This is a genomic window from [Zimmermannella] faecalis ATCC 13722 (assembly GCF_000381765.1).
Taxonomy (GTDB): Bacteria; Actinomycetota; Actinomycetes; order Actinomycetales; family Microbacteriaceae; genus Gulosibacter; species Gulosibacter faecalis.
Window position 1 is genome coordinate 86681 of the sequence record NZ_KB907075.1, and the last position, 15487, is coordinate 102167.

Consider the following 15487-nt stretch of genomic DNA (forward strand, 5'->3'; position numbering starts at 1 on the left):
CCGAGGTGGCCATTTCTTCGTTTAGCCGGCCGACGAAGCCGTCGAGCTCGAGCTGGCGGTCGAGCCGGGGCACGATGCGCTCCCCGCGGTGCCGGCCGTGCCCCAGGTGCCGAGTGCGGTCTGGCTGTCGAGTGCGTCGATCGCGAGGTCGGCGTCGAGGTCGGTGGCGATGAAGTCGTTGATCGGGTTCTGGTTGTTGGCCATGATGGTTTCTGCTTTCTGTTTCTTGGTGTTGGTGATTGCGGGGAAGCGCCCGGCTTAGCCCCAGGAGCCGACGGTGCCGGCGGTGCTCGCCGACGAGGCGGGGCAGGAGGCGCTGCCGGCGGTTGAGGCGCTCGAGAGCGACGCGAGCGCGGCGTCGGTGGGGAGCTCGCCGACCTCAATGCCCTCGAGCTCGGTCGAGAAGAACTCGTCGGGCGATGCGGTGGTGGTTGCCATGATTGGTTTCCTTTCGTTGGGGGTGTTTTCGTGAGTGCTCACTCGGCCGGGTGGCCGAATGAGGCCGCGAACATCTGGGCGTTCGCGTATCCGTCGGCGTCAATGAGCCGGCGGAGTCCTGAGGCGAGGAAGCCCGCGAAGGGGCTCCCCGCAATTCCGAGCGAGGCGGCCTCGTGCAGCGCGGCAGAGATGGCCGCGGCGGCGCGCGTGTTCGCGAGGCGTTCGCCGTGGTCGCCCCAGCGGGCGAGCAGGTTGGCGAACGGGGCGAGCGCGATGAGGATCACGGGCGCGTAGGCGAACTCGATTTGGAGTACGAGATCTTCGGCGCCTCGCTCGGGTAGTAGTGCGAGTGGCATGAACGTGTCGTCGACGAGCCGGTAGATGGCCGGGGCCGCGCCGTCGACGCTGCGGGCGGCGACGAGGAAGTCGAGGCCGAGGTCGGCCTGCGCGTCGTCCTGCCAGGTGGAGCGGTCGAAGTCGCGGGCGGCGCGCACGATGCGGGCGAGCGCGGCCGGCGACACCGATTCGTCGCTGTAGAAGCGGTCGGAGACGCGCTGCTCGAGCACCTCGTCGAAGGTGCGCTGCCGGGCCACCTCGGCGGTGCCTGCGGCGACCGGGGCGAGCGACTCGGTGCCCGTCACGCCCTCGGTGAGCGGGTCGCGCTCGGGGGCGGGATGCGGCAGCTGGGTCAAGCGCGCGGCGTCGAGCCGCACGGCGCGCTGCAGGTCGGTGACGAGTTCGTGCTGGGCACGCAGCTCGGTGACGGTGGTGAACGGGGTCGTGGTCATGACTGTGCTCCTCGGGGTGCGGTGCGCAGCGAGACGACCGCGGTGATCGGCTCGGCGTCTTGGTCGATCGCGAGCAGGTCGGCGATCGCTTCGTCGTCCCACGCGCCGGCGGCGCGCGACTCGAGTCGGTGGGCCGCCGCGAGCATCCGCGTGTGGTGCACCGCGACGCCCGCGTCGAGGTGGAGGATGCGCCACGCGAAGGCGGCGTACTTGCTGCCGACTCGGGCGAGGGCGCCCGTGTAGATGAGCACGGCGGCCGCGTCGGGGTCGACGCCGGCGAGTGCCGTCTCGGGGTCGGCCCAGGGCAGCATCGCGAGCGCGTCGTTGCCGCGGTCGTAGCCGTACACGCCGGGCACGAGGCCCTCGACGTCGCGTGCGACGAGGTAGGCCTGCACCGAGCCGAGGTTGCCGCCGCTTGGGGCCCAGCGGCGCACCTTGCCCTCGAGCGGGGTGCCGAGGTTGCGGTTGCCGACCGAGCGCACGATGACGTCGGTGAGCGCGGGCAGCCGCAGCGTCGTGGCGCTGGCCTCGGCGCCGGGCTCGGGCCAGTCGACGTCGACCCGGGCGGGCGCCGGCAGGGGCAGCGTCGGGGCGCTCGGCCAGAGCTTCGACTCGCGCTGGAGCGCGATGTTCGACTCCTTGTAGTGCACCTGGTGGTCGCGGGGGTTGCTGAGGTGGCGCGGCGCGAAGGCGGTCGAGGCCTCGAAGGCGTAGGCGAGTGGGATGCCGTCGCGGGTCACGCGGGTGGCGACGAGGCCCCGCTGTTCGAGCGTTTCGAGGTCGAGCCGCATGAGCTGCTGCTTCGACAGCATGGCGCCGACGCGGGAGCGCAGCGAGAGGATGTCGGCCGCGGCGAGGGCGGCGACGAGGGCGTGGTCGTCGCGCTCGGCCGGCACGGGCGTCTCGCCCGCGATCTGGTCGGCGATCTCGGCGAAGCTCGCGGTGTAGGTCTCGTCGACGACGGGGCCGTAGTAGGCGTGGCGGCCGTGCACGCTCACGGGGAACGCTGGGATCCCGAGCGTCGTGGCGGTGGCCGCGGCCCGGCGCACCGGCGGGGTGTCGCCGACGAGTACGACGAGGTGGGCGTCGTCGAGCGGGGTCGCGTGCTCGGTCTCGTCTTCGTCGAAGTCGGCGACCGTCACGCGGCCGATGCCGCCGAGCTCGAGCTGCTTCGCGATCGCGCCGGCGAGCACCGCGTCGTCGTGGTCGTCGCCGGCGACGAGGTGGATGCTCGTGGCCGCGAGCCGCTCGAGGGCGTGGCCCCCCGAGGTGTTGACGCGGGTCGAGTCGATCGAGCGGGCGTAGTAGCGGTGCGCCGCGGAGCCCTCGCTGGCGATCTCGGGCTCGCCGTCGGCGTCTTCGAGCAGGCCGCTCGCGTAGAGGAGCGAAACGGCGGCGTGGGTCGTGGCCTCGGATTCGTCGAACTCGGCGGCGAGGGTCTCGATGTCGCGGGTGCCGTCGAGCAGGGGCACGAGGTCGCGCATGACGCGCTGGGCGCCCTTACCGCCGAGCAGCTGCCGGGTGGGGCCACCCTCGACGAGCACGCCGGAGTCGGTGGGGACGATGACGATGCCGGGCGCGATGCGGGGCAGGGTCGGGAGGCGGAACTGCGGGTCGTTTTTCGCGGCGACGCTCATCGCGGTGGCGCCGAGTACTCCGTTAGCCATGGTGGTGGACTCCTTCTGCGGCGACGCCGCTCGGGGCGACCGCGAGGTGGGCGAGTTCGAGCTCGAGCTCGTGCCAGCTCGCGTCGGGGCGGGCCGTGCCGCAGCGCGGGCAGGCGTGCAGAGGAATGAGCTCGCTGCTCGAGATGCCGCCCTGCAGCAGGTGCAGGAGGTGCACGCGGTTGCGCTCGGCATCGAGCGTGCCCTCGCGGGCGGCGGCGATGACGCGGTCGACGAGTGCCGTCGCCAGCGCGACGTGAGTTGTGAGGTAGCCCTCGGGGCCGGCGTCGGGGTTCGCCTCGTAGTGGCGCCACAGGGCGGCCGCGCGGTCGATGCCGGGGTTGTGCTGGCGCTGCCGCTTCGTGAAGCAGACGTGGCAGCCGCCGCTCGTCGCGGCCGGCCCGCCGTGGCCGCCCGGCACGATCGTCGGGCCGACGCGAAGGCGCGGGTGCTCGAACACGATCTGGGTGTAGGGCGTGCCCGACTCGTGGGCGAGCCGGTCGGCCGCCTCGAATAGGGCGGCGCTGTCGCGCCAGGCGGCGACGATGCGCAGGTCGGCGGTGGGCCAGAACGACGCGTCGAGCGGGGTCGCGGCCGAGAGTTCGGTGACGATCACGAGGTCGCCGGCCGCACGCAGTTCGGTGCTGAGCTGGTCGGCGATCGCGCGGGCGGCGGCGCCGGTGGTGACGAGGTGCACTCGCATGGTGATTCCTTTCTGCTTCGGTGCGGTCGGTCAGGCGAACGGCTGCGGGAGCGGGTTGATGTGGGCTTCGTCGGCGACGGGGTAGCCGAGCTTCGCGGGCGCCGAGTAGAGGCGCGGATGCGCGAGGTAGCGGGCGGTGTGCACGAACGAGAGGGGCATGAGCTCGGGCACGATGACCCGCACGACCCGGAATCCTGCGGCCCTGGCCTCTTCGGTCGTGATCTCGACCACGAGCACCTCGGCGTCGATCGCGGCGAGGCGACGCACCATCTCCTGCAGCTCCTGCTCGTCGTCGCCCGAGGTGAGGTCGGGCACCTCCGAGAGCTTGCGGGTCTCGGTGGAGTCAAGCAGGAAGTCGAACTCGCTCCGGCGCTCGGGCGAACCCATGTAGCTCGCGCCGTGGAACACCGAGACGAACTCGTCGACGTCGTCGGGCTGCTCGCGGCTCGACTGCATCGCGATGCGCGACGAGGCCGATTCGCGGTACATCTTCGCGATCGAGTCGATCGGGTCGAGCGACGTGTTGCACATGACGAGCTGGCCGAGCACCTCGTTGTCGGGCGTGACGTCGACCGAGTAGAAGGTCGGGATGCCCGTGTCGGTCGTCGCGTCGAAGAAGTGGGTGGTGACGTGGCTGCGCTCGTAACGGCGGCGGAACGGCGCGAGGCGCTCGTCGTCGACGTCGATCTCGAGCTTCGGCCACGAGATGCGCTGCAGCCAGGTGAGGGCGATCGAGTCGCGCTCCACCACTTCGGCGAGCCCGTTGATCACCGCGCGGGTGAGCGACGTGTGGGTCGCGCATCCCGTCGAGATCGGCGAGGTGAAGCGCTCGGCGTGGGTGCGGGCGTTGATGTGCAGCCAGGTGCTCACGGCCGGCACCCACTTCGCGCGGCCCTCGGTGAGCGACCAGCCGCGCACCCAGCGGATGCGGGCGCTCGTGTCGATCGGGGCCATGAACGAGCGCGGGTTCGCGAGTTCGGTCTCGGAGCACTCGGGAAAGCGGGTGAGGTCGGCCGCCTCGTCGCCGAGCTCGTCGGCGGTCGCCCAGATGAGCTCGTCTTCGGGCACGAAGCACGAGGCGTAGCGCTCGATCGCTTCGGCGAGGCAGAGGCGCGAGGCCTTCTCTTCGTCGAGTGCGCCGCCGGCGCCGTCGATCGTGCCCCGGGTGGAGCCGCCGCCGGTCGATTCTGCGACGTTCGCGTTGAGCGGCGTCAGGTCGCCGAGGCTCGCGACGTAGATCGGGAAGGCGGGTTCGCCCGCGTGGTTCGGGAGCCGGCTGACGCCGTTGACGACACCGTAGGGGCCGACGAGGGTGTCGAGCTGGGCGAGGCCGCCGAGGTCGGCCTGTGCCGTGGTGGGCTGCGTGGTGGTGGCCTGGGTCGTGGTGGGTTGGCTGGTCGTGGGCTGCGTCGTCGTGGTCATCGCTGCTCCCCCTGGTCCCAGCGGAAGGCGACGGCGGCGAGCACGGCGGCGACGATGCCGACGCCGGCGAGGTATGCCCAGTACAGGAGGGTGCTCGTGCCCGACTCGGCGCCGACGAGGTCGACCGAGAGGGCGTTCGCGAGCACGGTCGTGGGGAGCCACGACACGGCGTCGGCGACGGCCGGGGGGAACATGCTGAGCGGGAAGATCGAGCCCGAGAGCATGAGGGCGACGGGGATGAGCAGCGACACGATCGTCGTCGTCGACTCGGGGTTTCGGGCGCGGGAGCCGATGAGGTAGCCGATCGCGAAGAGCATCCCGAGGCCGAGCAGCGACGTGATCACGAGGCTCGGGATGGTCGCGGGGCGCAGGTAGCCGAGGGCGGCGGTGACGATCACGACGATCGCGAGTTGGAGCACGCCGATGACGAGGCGGGCGGGCGACTGCGCGGCGATGTACGTCGTGCGCTTGAGCGGAGTCGTGCCGAGCACCCGCAGGATGCCCTTGCCGCGTTGCCCGACCACGGGCACGGCGGTGCCGAGCAGGGCGAGCGTGAGGAACGAGACCATGACAATCGAGGCGAGGCTGTTCTTCAGCGGATCGAACACGGGGCTGCCGTCTTCGTAGCCGGTCGTGACGTCGGGCTTCGCGATGCCGGTCGCCGAGATGGCGTCGACGAGCGGGCGCCACTGGGGCTGGGCCTCGGAGTCGAGCACGACCTGTGCCGTGTCGCCGTCAATCGTGACGAGCGCGGTCGTGCCGTCGGCCGGGGTCGCGCCGTCGGCGACGCTCGCCTCGATGCCGGCGGCTTCGAGCTCGGCGACGACGGCTTCGCTCTCGGCCGAGGCGGTTACCTCAACGACGGGCGCGTCGTTTTGGCTGTCGATCATGAACCCGAGGAACCCGAACAGGCCGAGGAAGAAGAGCGGGAAGAACACGATGAAGAACATCGTCTTGCCGTCGCGAAGGAGCTCCTTCGCGTTGGTCGCCGTGAGTTCGGCGAACGCGGAGTTCGATTTCGTCGCGGGGCGGGGTGCTGCGGCGAGCGTGGTCATCGGTTCTTCCTTCCCTTGGTGCGCTGCTCGGAGATGCGGGAGGCGTAGTCGCTCGTGGCAGCGAGGTCGAGGAATACGTCTTCGAGGCTTTGGGTCGCGATGGCGAGGTCGCGGGTGCGGATGCCGCGCTGGGCGAGCTCGACGACGAGGTCGTCGGCGTCGGCGGTCGAGACGGCGACTCGGCGCACGCCGGCGGTCTGGCTGACGCTGACGTCGCTCACGATGGGGAGCGTTTCGAGCACGGCGAGGTCGACATCATCGGCGACCGTGAAGGTGACGCGGCGGCCGGTCGAGCGGGCCCGCACGAGTTCGTCGGGGGCGTCGATCGCGACGATCGCGCCGTCGACCATGATCGCGACCCGGTCGCAGAGCGCGCTCGCCTCATCCATGTGATGCGTCGTGAGCAGCACGGTCGTGCCGCGGCCGCGCAGGCTCGTGATGAGCTGCCAGAGCTCGTGCCGCGCCGACGGGTCGAGGCCGGCCGAGGGTTCGTCGAGCACGACGACCTCGGGGTCGCCGATGAGCGCGACGCCGATGAGGAGGCGGCGGCGCTGGCCGCCCGAGAGCTTCTTCGCGCGCACCTTCAGCTGGTCGTCGAGGCCGATGAGCTCGGCCATCTCGTCGACGCCGCGGGGCGCGTCGTGGAACGAGGCGAACAGCTCCAGGGTCTCGAGCACCGTGAGGTTGTCGTAGAGGTTCGCCTCCTGCGGCTGCACCGCGACCCGCGCGGTGAACTCGGCGCGGTCAGCGACCGGGTCGAGGCCGAGCACGCGGAGGGTGCCGGACGTGGCTTCGCGCAGGCCGACGATGAGGTCGATCGTCGTCGTCTTGCCGGCACCGTTCGGGCCGAGGAGCCCGAAGATCTCGCCGGGTTCGATGCTGAGGCTGACGTCGCCGACGGCGGTGAAGTCGCCGTAGCGCTTCACGAGGTGGTCGATCGCGATGGCGGGGGTGGGCTTCGGGGCGGCCGGTGCGGTCGTGGCCGCCGATGCGTGGTGCCGTGCGGGCGATTCCAGCGTGGTCATCGAAGTTCCTTTCTCTGGTTGCTATTTCGGTGCGGTGCGCGGTTCAGCGCTACGGTCGATGCGGGGTTACTCCCACTCGTCCCACTCCCACACGGCCGGGGCCGAGGCGACGTCGGTGACCGTGCTCGCGTCGATGACGCCGGCCGCGAGGTCGACGGGCTGCTCGACCGCGTTCACGACGGTCGGCGCGGCGACGGCGAAGCCGCCGGCGAGGAGGGCTACGGCCACGAGACGCTTGGGAGTGAAGTTCTTGAACATTTCTTGCCTTTCGCTTGTGGCCTGCTGGCCGGTGGTTGCTCGGGGGCTGTGCTGCGGTGTGCCCCTCGAGGTGGTTAGAGATTCCCCCGGCGACCAAGTGGCCAACAAGATCAGCTTCGAGCCGTGTCCGGAAGCTGCAGCGTGGCACGATCTGGCACCCCCACATCCTTGGTAAACACTGGGGAGTCAGCCGATCGGATGAGCAAAATCCGCGGGTGGCAGGTAGTTCGCGTGGCAGGTTCGTGCAGGCAATTTCGGGGCCGTTTTGGCCGCGAATCGGCGGGGTGACATCATTCATTCGTCGAGAGAAGAGGGAGCCATGGTGGAGCAGCCGGAGCGCAGCGATCGATCGCACTGGGCGAAGCCGAACGAGCGGCAGGTAGAGCCGGTCAGCGACGTCCTCCCGGTCGTGCCGACGACCACGATGCTGCTCACGACGGCGATCCCCGCCGCCGAGCGCCGGCGCCTGCGCGCGGCCGGCAAGCGGGTGCCGAAGGACCTCTTCGCGTTCCTCACGAAGCTCGACGCGAGGCTCGTGGTCGTGCTCGGCTCGCTCGCGGTGGGCATGGGGCCGCTGCTCACGAAGATGTCGGGCGAGAACGCGGCGACGACGATTTTCTTCCGCTTCAGCATCGCGCTCATTCCGCTCGCGATCTTCGCTGTGCTCGAGTGGCGGCTCAACGGTCGGATGCGATGGAAGGGCATGGCGATGCACCTGCTCGCGGGCGTGTTCTTCGGCCTCGACGTGGGCCTGTTTATCCCCGGCGTCTACCTCGCGGGCGCGGGCATCGCGACGGTCGCCGGTAATCTGCAGGTCATCATCGTGCCGCTCATGGCGCTGCTGTTCTTCCGCGAGCGCATGGCGCGGCCGTTCGTCATCGCGATTCCGTTCATGCTCGCCGGCGTCGTGTTGCTCAGCGGCGCGCTCGAGCAGGGCTCGTTCTCGGGCCAGGTGTTCCTCGGCGTCATGCTCGCGGTTGCCGGCGGCTTCGCCTACGCGGGCTACGTCATGGTGATCGCGCGAGCCCGGCCGACGGGCCACGCCTGCACGCAGGTGTTCCTGTCGACGACGTCGGCGATGGTCGTCGGCACGCTCGTCGCGACGCCGTTCGGCACCCCGAACTTCACGCCGCCGCTCGAGCACCTGCTCGTGCTCATCGCCCTCGCGCTGCTCGCGCAGGTGGTCGGCTGGATCGCGACGTCGAGCGCGCTCCCCCGCGTTGACGGCACGACGGGGCCGATGCTGCTGCTCATCCAGCCGCTCGTCGCGGTCGTGGGCGGCGTCGTGTTCCTCGCCGAGCAGATCACCGTGCTGCAGTGGCTCGGCATCGCGATCGTTATCGCGGCGATCGGCTTCACGACGGTCGCGAACGCGCGGCGGGCCGCCGCGAATCGGTAGGCTTGGCGGGTGCATCCCGCCCGTCTGCTTCGCGTCACCTCGGTCATCGAGGCGTGCACGTGGGCGTTCCTCATCGCGTCGATCGTCGTGCGCGCGACGGGCCATGACGAGCTCGGCGGCACCCTCATCTCGTGGGCCGGGTCGCTCCACGGCACCGCCTTCGTCGCGTACCTCTTCGCGGTCATCGTCGCGACCCGCCACGCCCGCTGGCCGTGGTGGGCGCTACTGCTCGGAGCCGCAGCGTCGGTGCCGCCGTTCTGCACGCTCGCGTTCGACTGGTTCGTACACCGCCGCCCGCCGCTCGGGCGTCGCCTCGAGGCCGGCCCCGATCAGCCCGACGCCGAGCTGACGGGCGTCGCGCACTGGACCGCGACGCATCCGCTCACCCTCGCGGGATCGACGATCGCGCTGTTCGCGTTCGTGCTCACGTCGTCACTCGGCGCGTAGCTCAGGTTGGACGCCCGCCGCGTCTCATGCGGCTCTCATACTCGGCTCACGCGCGCCTCATCGCGCGCGGGAAGAGTCGATGGCATGCACCAGTACACCCTCGACGCCGCGACCGCCGCGCGCGAGACCGCCGGGCGCCGCGCGGTCGTCGTCGGCGCCGGCCCGAACGGCCTCACGGCCGCCGCCCTCCTCGCCCGCGCGGGCTGGCAGGTCGACATCTACGAGCGGGCCGCGCAGCCCGGCGGCTCGGCCTCGACGACCGACGCGCTCGGCCCTGGCACGCGCGTCGATCTCGGCGCCGCCGCGCATCCGTTCGGCATCGCGAGCCCCGCGTTTCGCGAGCTGCGGCTCGAAGAGCACGGCCTCGAGTGGCGGCACTCCCCCTTCGCCCTCGCGCATCCGCTCGACGACGGGCGCGCGGGCCTGCTGCACCACGACCTCGACTGGACCGCCGACGACCTCGGCCGCGACGCCGCCGCGTGGCGCCGCCTGCACCGCCCGCTCACCGACCACATCGACGAGGCCGTCGCGGCGCTGCTGCAGCCCGCGCCGCGGCTCGCGGGGCGCCCCCGCACGCTCGCGAAGCTCGCCCGCTTCGCGCCGACCGCCCTCGCGCCCGCGGCGGCGATCGCGAACCGCAGGCTTCGCTCGGCCGAGGGCCGTGCCCTGTTCGCGGGCTCGGCCGCGCACGCGTTCGCGCCCCTCGGTCAGCCGCTCACGGGCGCGTTCGGCGCGCTCTTCGGCGCGCTCGGCATGACCCACGGCTGGCCCGTCGCGCGCGGCGGCAGCGGGGCGATCACGGATGCGCTGGTCGAGGTCGCGACGCTCGCCGGCGCGCGGCTCCACCTCGGCCACGAGGTGACCGACCTGCGCGACCTGCCCGGCGCCGACGCGACCGTGCTCGCGCTCACGCCGCGCCAGATCGCGCGCCTCGGCGGCACCGATGAGCTGCCGACGCGGCGCCTCGCCCGCTGGCGCCACGGCGCCGCCGCGTGCAAGGTCGACTACCTGCTGCGCGAGCCCGCGCCCTGGACCAACCCGCGGGTCGCCGAGGCGACCACCGTGCACGTCGCGGGCGACGCCGACGAGGTGATTCGCGCCGAGGCCGACGTCGCGGCGGGCCGCCTCCCCGAGCGGCCTTTCGTGCTCATGACGCAGCAGCAGGCGGCCGACCGCACCCGCAGCGACGGCGACGGGGTCGTGCTCTCGGGCTACGCGCACGTGCCGCACGGCTACGCCGACTGGCATGACGACGAGGTCGTCGACCGCATCGAGCGGCAGCTCGAACGCTTCGCGCCGGGGTTCCGCGACACGGTCGTGTTCCGGCGCGTCACGCCGCCCGCGCAGCTCGAGGCCTGGAACCCGAATCTCGTCGGCGGCGACATCGCGGCCGGTGCGATGACCAGCGGGCAGCTGCTCACGCGCCTCGGCGTCGCCGCGAACCCGTACCGCCTCGGCGCCGCGACGTACCTCGCCTCGGCCGCGGCCCCTCCCGGCCCCGGCGTGCACGGCATGCCCGGTTACTGGGCGGCGCACGCTGTGCTCGCCGACTTCGCCCGCGCGAACCGGTAGCGCCGTCCAGTACCGGCCGGCCAGCGCGCCCAGATCTCACACCGCCTCCTCTCACCGTCGAAAGGACACCCCATGCGTGCACCTGCCGCTCCCCTCCCAGGTTCGGCCAGCGCCGACCACGTCACCGCCCGCGACGCCCTCCCGCTCCTCGGCTACGCCGCCCTCGCGGGCCTGCTGCTCACCCCGCTGCGCCACTACCGCGGCTCCCGCGGGCAGGTCGACGCGGCGAAGTTCGACCGCGACTCGTTCCCGCTCTCGACGTATCCGATGTTCTCGACCGACCGCCGCGGCCGCCTCTGGCTGCCGCACGTCGTCGGGTTCACGGCCAGCGGGCGCCGCGTGATTCCGCACTACCGCCTCTATGGCGCGGGCGGGCTCAACCAGGTGCGCAAGCAGATCGCGCGCGCCGTGCGGGCCGGCCGCGCTGCCGAGGTCGCGCAGACCTACGCCGACGCGCTCGCCGCCGGTTCAGACGTCACCGACTCCGACGCTCACGACGCAGACCCCATCGTGCGGGTCGAGGTCGTGCGCTCCCGCTTCGTGTTCGCCGACTACTTCGGCACCGACGCGACCCCGGGCATCCGCGCCCCGCGCTCCGAGATCGTGCACTCCGAGTGCGCCGTCGGCGGCCGCGCGATCGTGCGGCACGCGACCCGTCGCACCGCGAGGGCCGCCGCATGATGCCGCTCGTGCGCGCCGTGACCCGCCGCCTTCGCCCCGTCACGCATCCCGCCCGCCCTGCGATCTCGCGCATCGGCGTCGGGCTATTTTCGGGCATCCACAACCTGCGCCGCCGCCCGACCCTGCGGAACCTCCACCGGCAGGACCCCTCGCGCTTCGCGCCCGTCGGCGTCGTGCGCGTGCTGCGCCGGCCGCTGCCGCCGCGCGTCGCCGACGCCCTCTTCGACGCGGCGCAGCTCGCGAACGCCGCCGCGACCCTCGGCATCGCGCACCGCATCACGGGCCCGCTCAATGCGGCGCTGCAGCTGTGGACGATCAGCTACCGCAACTCGTGGGGCATGATCTTCCACAACGACAACACGCTCACGATGCACCAGGTCGTGCTCGGCACGAGCCGCGCGGCCGACGCGTGGTCGGTGGATGCGCTGCTCGCGCGCCGCCCGGCCCAGCCCGCCCGGCACTACGGCGGCATCGCGACCGCGATGAACGTCGCGACCTGCGCCGTCTACCTCATCTCGGGCGTCGCGAAGGTGCGCAGCCCGCGCGGCTGGGCCTGGGCGAGCGGCGACACGCTGCGCGACCAGATCGCCGCCGACGCGATTCGCAAGGAGTCGTTCGGCACGCCCGCGCCCCGGCTCGCGGCCGCGACGTACCGCAGCCAGACGCAGATCGGGCTGCTCGCGGCCGGCGCCCTCGCCGTCGAGCTCGGCGCCCCGCTCTCCCTCATCGACCGCCGGCTCGGCTACCTCTTCGCGGTCGCCGCGTGGGGCATGCACGTCGGCATCCGCGTGATTATGGGCATCAAGTTCTCGTACAACACGTCGGGCGTCGCGTATCTGCCGTACGTCACGAATGTTCCTGCGCTGTCGGCCGTTCCGGGGCTCTCACGCGCTTCGTGAGAGCCCTCTCATCACCGCCCAATTCGGGTTTCATCGCCCCTCGATTCACTACCAACAGGTCGGATGCTCCCCGGCCACCCACCCGGCTCCGAGCCGAAACCGAAAGGCCGACACCATGACCACGACGCTCAGCCGCACGACCGGCCACACCACCGCAGCCACCGCCCACGACACCGCCACCAGCACCGCTGCGACCGCCACCACGACGTCCCGCCGCCCGCTCCCCGACCGCGTGCAGGCCGCGTACACGACCCGCTTCGTCGCCGACGCGATCGCCGTCGACCCCGACGCCTTCGAGCTCGTCGCGGGCCCGGGCGTGCATCCTCGCGCCGGCGACGTCGTCGTGGCCCGCGTGACCCGCATCGGCAACCACAAGCGCATCGAGACGCCCGAGTCGCGCAAGGCGATTCTGTTCGACGACCACCTCGTCATGGTCGCCTACGGCAACCGCTACGCGGCCGACCAGTTTCTCGCGCACGTGCCCGGCGAGCTCGAGCCGTGCCACCTCGTCGCGGCCGGCGGCATCGCCGGAACCGTCACCGCGCAGCACGACCGCATCGGTTCGCCGACGCAGCTCGAGCCGCTCGGCCTCGTCGCCGACGCGCGCGGCATCGTCAACCTCGCCGACTACGCGCCGTACCGGGCGTCGTCGACCGGGGCGCCCATCCGCCCCGTCGACTCGCGCGGGGTCGCCCGCCCCGAGGTGATCGCAGTGCTCGGCACGTCGATGAACTCGGGCAAGTCGACCGCGATGGCGACGCTCATCAACGGCCTCACGAAGTCGGGGCTGCGGGTGAGCGCCGGTAAGGCGACCGGCACGGGCGCGGGCAACGATCCGACGCTCTACGCCGACGGCGGCGCCGAGCGCGTGCTCGACTTCAGCGACTTCGGGTACGGCACGACGTTCAAGCTCGCGATGCCGCAGATTCGCGCGCTCACGTTCGGGCTCATCGAGCAGCTCGCGACCGACGACCCCGACGCGGTCGTCATCGAGATCGCCGACGGCGTGTTCCAGCACGAGACGGCGCAGCTGCTGCGCGACCCCGACTTCCAGGCCGCGGTCGATCACGTCGTGTTCGCCGCGACCGACGCGCTCGGCGCCCTCGCGGGCGTGCGCGAGCTGCAGGAGGCGGGGCTGCGGGTGAGCGTCGCGACGGGCGTGCTGACCTCGTCGCCCCTCGCGACCGCCGAGGCCGAGCGGGCCCTCGCGAGCCTCGACGTGCCGGTCATCGGCACGCATGACCTCGCCGCGCCCGAGCGGGCCGTCGCGCTGCTCGAGCGCACGAAGTAGGCGCCGGCGTGGCAGCGAAGATGCCGCCCGTGTGGCGGGGCCGGCGGCGCGGGATGCTCGTCGGCCTCGTCGGGCTCGGCGCGGCGCAGGCGGTGCTCGCGCTCGTCATGGCCGGTTGCGTCGATGCCGTGCTCGGCTTCGCGAGCGCGGGCCCCGCGACCGGCAACGACCTCGCGTGGGCGGCGCTCGTCGGGCTCGTCGGCGCCGTCTTCGGCGTCGGCATCGCCCGCTGGAGCGAGCGGATCGTCGCCGAGGCACTCGGCCAGGACTACGTGTTCGAGCAGCGCCGCCGCCTCGTTGCGGCCGCGCTCGGCGACATCGGTAACCGCTCGCTCGGCGTCATCGTCACGCGCGCCTCGAACGACCTCACCGCCGTGCGCAACTGGATCGCCCAGGGCATCGTTCCCCTGTGCACGGGCCTCACACTCATCGGCACGGTCGTCGCGGTGCTCGCGGCGACGCAGCCCGCCGTCGCCCTCGCGATCGCGGTGCCGATCGGGGCCATGGCGCTCGTGCTGCCGCGGCTCGCGCGCGCCGCGCACGACCGGGCACGGCGCCTGCGCCGGCAGCGGGGACGCATGTCGGGTCACATCGCCGACACGGCCCGCGCGGGCGAGTCGGTGCGAGTCGCGGGGGCCGTGCGCCGCGAACTCAGCGCCGTCGACCGCGCCTCGGCCCGCGTCGTCGACGCCGCCGTCGACCGCGCGCAGGTGACGGGCCTCGTGCGGGCGCTCACGATCACGACCGCGTCGCTGTGCACCGCCGCAGTCGTGCTGCTCGCGCTGCTCGGCCACGTGTCGGCGGCGGCCGTCGCGTCGGCGATGACGCTGCTCGGGGTCATGTCGACGCCCATGGCCGACCTCGGCCGCGTCGTCGAGTACCGCCAGAACTATCGCGCGGCCCGGCGCATCCTCGCCCCCATGCTCGCCGAGGCGACCGAGTTCGAGGCGCGCGAGCGCGACCGCGAGCGCGCCTGGCGCCGAGAGCACGAGCGGCGGATGCGCGACCAGGCGCCCGACGACGGGTTCGGCAAGCTGCTCGTCGAGGGCTTCGCGCCCGGCGGCGTCGACGTGCCCGGCCTGCGCGCCGAGCCGGGCGATCGCGTGCTGCTGCGCTCGGCGCATCCGGCCCTCGTGCGGCGCACCGTGCGGGAGCTGCTCGGCGGCGAGACTGACGCTGAGCTGGACGACGACGCGCGCGCGACCGTGCGCCTCGGCGGCTTCGACCTGCGGCTCGCGCCCGCGCGGTTCCGCCGCAGCCTCGTCGGGTTCGCGTCGAACGAGCTGCCGCTCGAGCGCGGGTCGGTCGGGCGGCTCATCGGGTACCGCGACCCCGACGTCGGCGACGACGAGCTGCGCCGCGTCGTGCGCGAGGTCGGGCTCGAGGGCCGCGTCGACGCCGATTCGCGCGGGCTCGCCCGCAAGCTGAAGAACGACGGGGCGCCCTGGACCTCGAGCGACGTCGCGCGGCTCAAGCTCGCGCGGGCCCTCGTCGGCACCCCGCCCCTGCTCGTGCTCGAGCACCTCGACGCGGCGCTCGATGCCGCGGGGCGCGACCGGCTGCGCGAGATTCTCGCCGCGTATCCGGGCATCGTGCTCGTCGCGTCGCACCGGCCCGAGCTCATCGCGGGCGAGGGCGAACTGCGCGAGTGGCAGCTCGACGGGGCGGATGCGCGGGCTCGCGAGCGCACCGCGGCGCGCGTCGCGGCGTTTGGTGACGGCCGCGGGCCGGTCGACGACAGCGACGACGAGTAGCGGGCTGGTTGTCGCCTGATCGTCGCCTCGTCATCGTCGAGTCGTGCGTCGGGATACGGCTGGAGTGCGACGAAACGGGTCGCGCGCGTCG

16 protein-coding genes are annotated in these 15487 nt (G+C 72.5%); 7 read left to right on the plus strand and 9 right to left on the minus strand.

Annotation, left to right across the window (positions count from 1 at the left end):
• Positions 1-21 precede the first annotated feature (21 nt).
• The 9 genes from G328_RS13960 to G328_RS0103155 all read right to left on the minus strand — a co-directional run bounded on the left by G328_RS13960 (position 22) and on the right by G328_RS0103155 (position 7353).
• Complete coding sequence (locus tag G328_RS13960; RefSeq protein WP_019617885.1) at positions 22-204, minus strand: thiocillin family RiPP; 183 nt, start codon at positions 202-204, stop codon at positions 22-24.
• Between the two features lie 54 nt (positions 205-258).
• Positions 259-438: a thiocillin family RiPP gene (locus G328_RS0103120; protein WP_019617886.1), complete on the minus strand. Its 180-nt coding sequence runs from the start codon at positions 436-438 to the stop codon at positions 259-261.
• A 38-nt stretch (positions 439-476) separates the two neighbouring features.
• Positions 477-1226 (minus strand): nitroreductase family protein, encoded by a 750-nt coding sequence (locus G328_RS0103125; RefSeq protein ID WP_019617887.1) that lies wholly within the window; start codon positions 1224-1226, stop codon positions 477-479.
• Complete coding sequence (locus tag G328_RS0103130) at positions 1223-2893, minus strand: nitroreductase family protein (protein WP_019617888.1); 1671 nt, start codon at positions 2891-2893, stop codon at positions 1223-1225. Before G328_RS0103130 ends, G328_RS0103125 begins: the two co-directional genes overlap by 4 nt.
• Positions 2886-3593: a TOMM precursor leader peptide-binding protein gene (locus G328_RS0103135; RefSeq protein WP_019617889.1), complete on the minus strand. Its 708-nt coding sequence runs from the start codon at positions 3591-3593 to the stop codon at positions 2886-2888. The genes G328_RS0103130 and G328_RS0103135 overlap by 8 nt, the downstream gene beginning before the upstream one ends.
• 30 nt (positions 3594-3623) lie before the next feature.
• Positions 3624-5015, minus strand: coding sequence for a YcaO-like family protein (locus tag G328_RS0103140; protein ID WP_019617890.1), 1392 nt, complete (start codon positions 5013-5015; stop codon positions 3624-3626).
• Positions 5012-6070: an ABC transporter permease gene (locus tag G328_RS0103145; protein ID WP_019617891.1), complete on the minus strand. Its 1059-nt coding sequence runs from the start codon at positions 6068-6070 to the stop codon at positions 5012-5014. Before G328_RS0103145 ends, G328_RS0103140 begins: the two co-directional genes overlap by 4 nt.
• Complete coding sequence (locus G328_RS0103150; RefSeq protein WP_019617892.1) at positions 6067-7095, minus strand: ABC transporter ATP-binding protein; 1029 nt, start codon at positions 7093-7095, stop codon at positions 6067-6069. Before G328_RS0103150 ends, G328_RS0103145 begins: the two co-directional genes overlap by 4 nt.
• A gap of 66 nt (positions 7096-7161) precedes the next feature.
• On the minus strand, positions 7162-7353 hold the full coding sequence (locus G328_RS0103155; RefSeq protein WP_019617893.1) for a hypothetical protein: 192 nt from the start codon (positions 7351-7353) through the stop codon (positions 7162-7164).
• Between the two features lie 319 nt (positions 7354-7672).
• Here G328_RS0103155 and G328_RS13965 point away from each other — a divergent pair, with 319 nt between their 5' ends.
• The 7 genes from G328_RS13965 to G328_RS13980 all read left to right on the plus strand — a co-directional run bounded on the left by G328_RS13965 (position 7673) and on the right by G328_RS13980 (position 15396).
• A complete protein-coding gene (locus G328_RS13965; RefSeq protein ID WP_019617894.1) occupies positions 7673-8752 on the plus strand; it encodes a DMT family transporter in 1080 nt (359 codons plus the stop codon).
• A 9-nt stretch (positions 8753-8761) separates the two neighbouring features.
• The gene (locus G328_RS15675) at positions 8762-9199 is read left to right on the plus strand and encodes a DUF3817 domain-containing protein (RefSeq protein ID WP_019617895.1); all 438 of its coding nucleotides are present in this window, start codon (positions 8762-8764) and stop codon (positions 9197-9199) included.
• Positions 9200-9283: 84 nt separating this feature from the next.
• On the plus strand, positions 9284-10771 hold the full coding sequence (locus tag G328_RS0103170) for a phytoene desaturase family protein (protein WP_019617896.1): 1488 nt from the start codon (positions 9284-9286) through the stop codon (positions 10769-10771).
• 72 nt (positions 10772-10843) lie between these two features.
• Positions 10844-11452 carry a hypothetical protein gene (locus tag G328_RS15680; protein WP_019617897.1) on the plus strand — a complete coding sequence of 203 codons (609 nt, stop codon included), beginning with the start codon at positions 10844-10846 and terminating at the stop codon, positions 11450-11452.
• Positions 11449-12351 (plus strand): hypothetical protein, encoded by a 903-nt coding sequence (locus G328_RS0103180; protein ID WP_235619840.1) that lies wholly within the window; start codon positions 11449-11451, stop codon positions 12349-12351. Before G328_RS15680 ends, G328_RS0103180 begins: the two co-directional genes overlap by 4 nt.
• Before the next feature lie 115 nt (positions 12352-12466).
• The gene (locus tag G328_RS0103185) at positions 12467-13642 is read left to right on the plus strand and encodes a hypothetical protein (RefSeq protein ID WP_019617899.1); all 1176 of its coding nucleotides are present in this window, start codon (positions 12467-12469) and stop codon (positions 13640-13642) included.
• An 8-nt stretch (positions 13643-13650) separates the two neighbouring features.
• Positions 13651-15396 carry an ABC transporter transmembrane domain-containing protein gene (locus G328_RS13980; RefSeq protein ID WP_222828647.1) on the plus strand — a complete coding sequence of 582 codons (1746 nt, stop codon included), beginning with the start codon at positions 13651-13653 and terminating at the stop codon, positions 15394-15396.
• Positions 15397-15487: the final 91 nt, after the last annotated feature.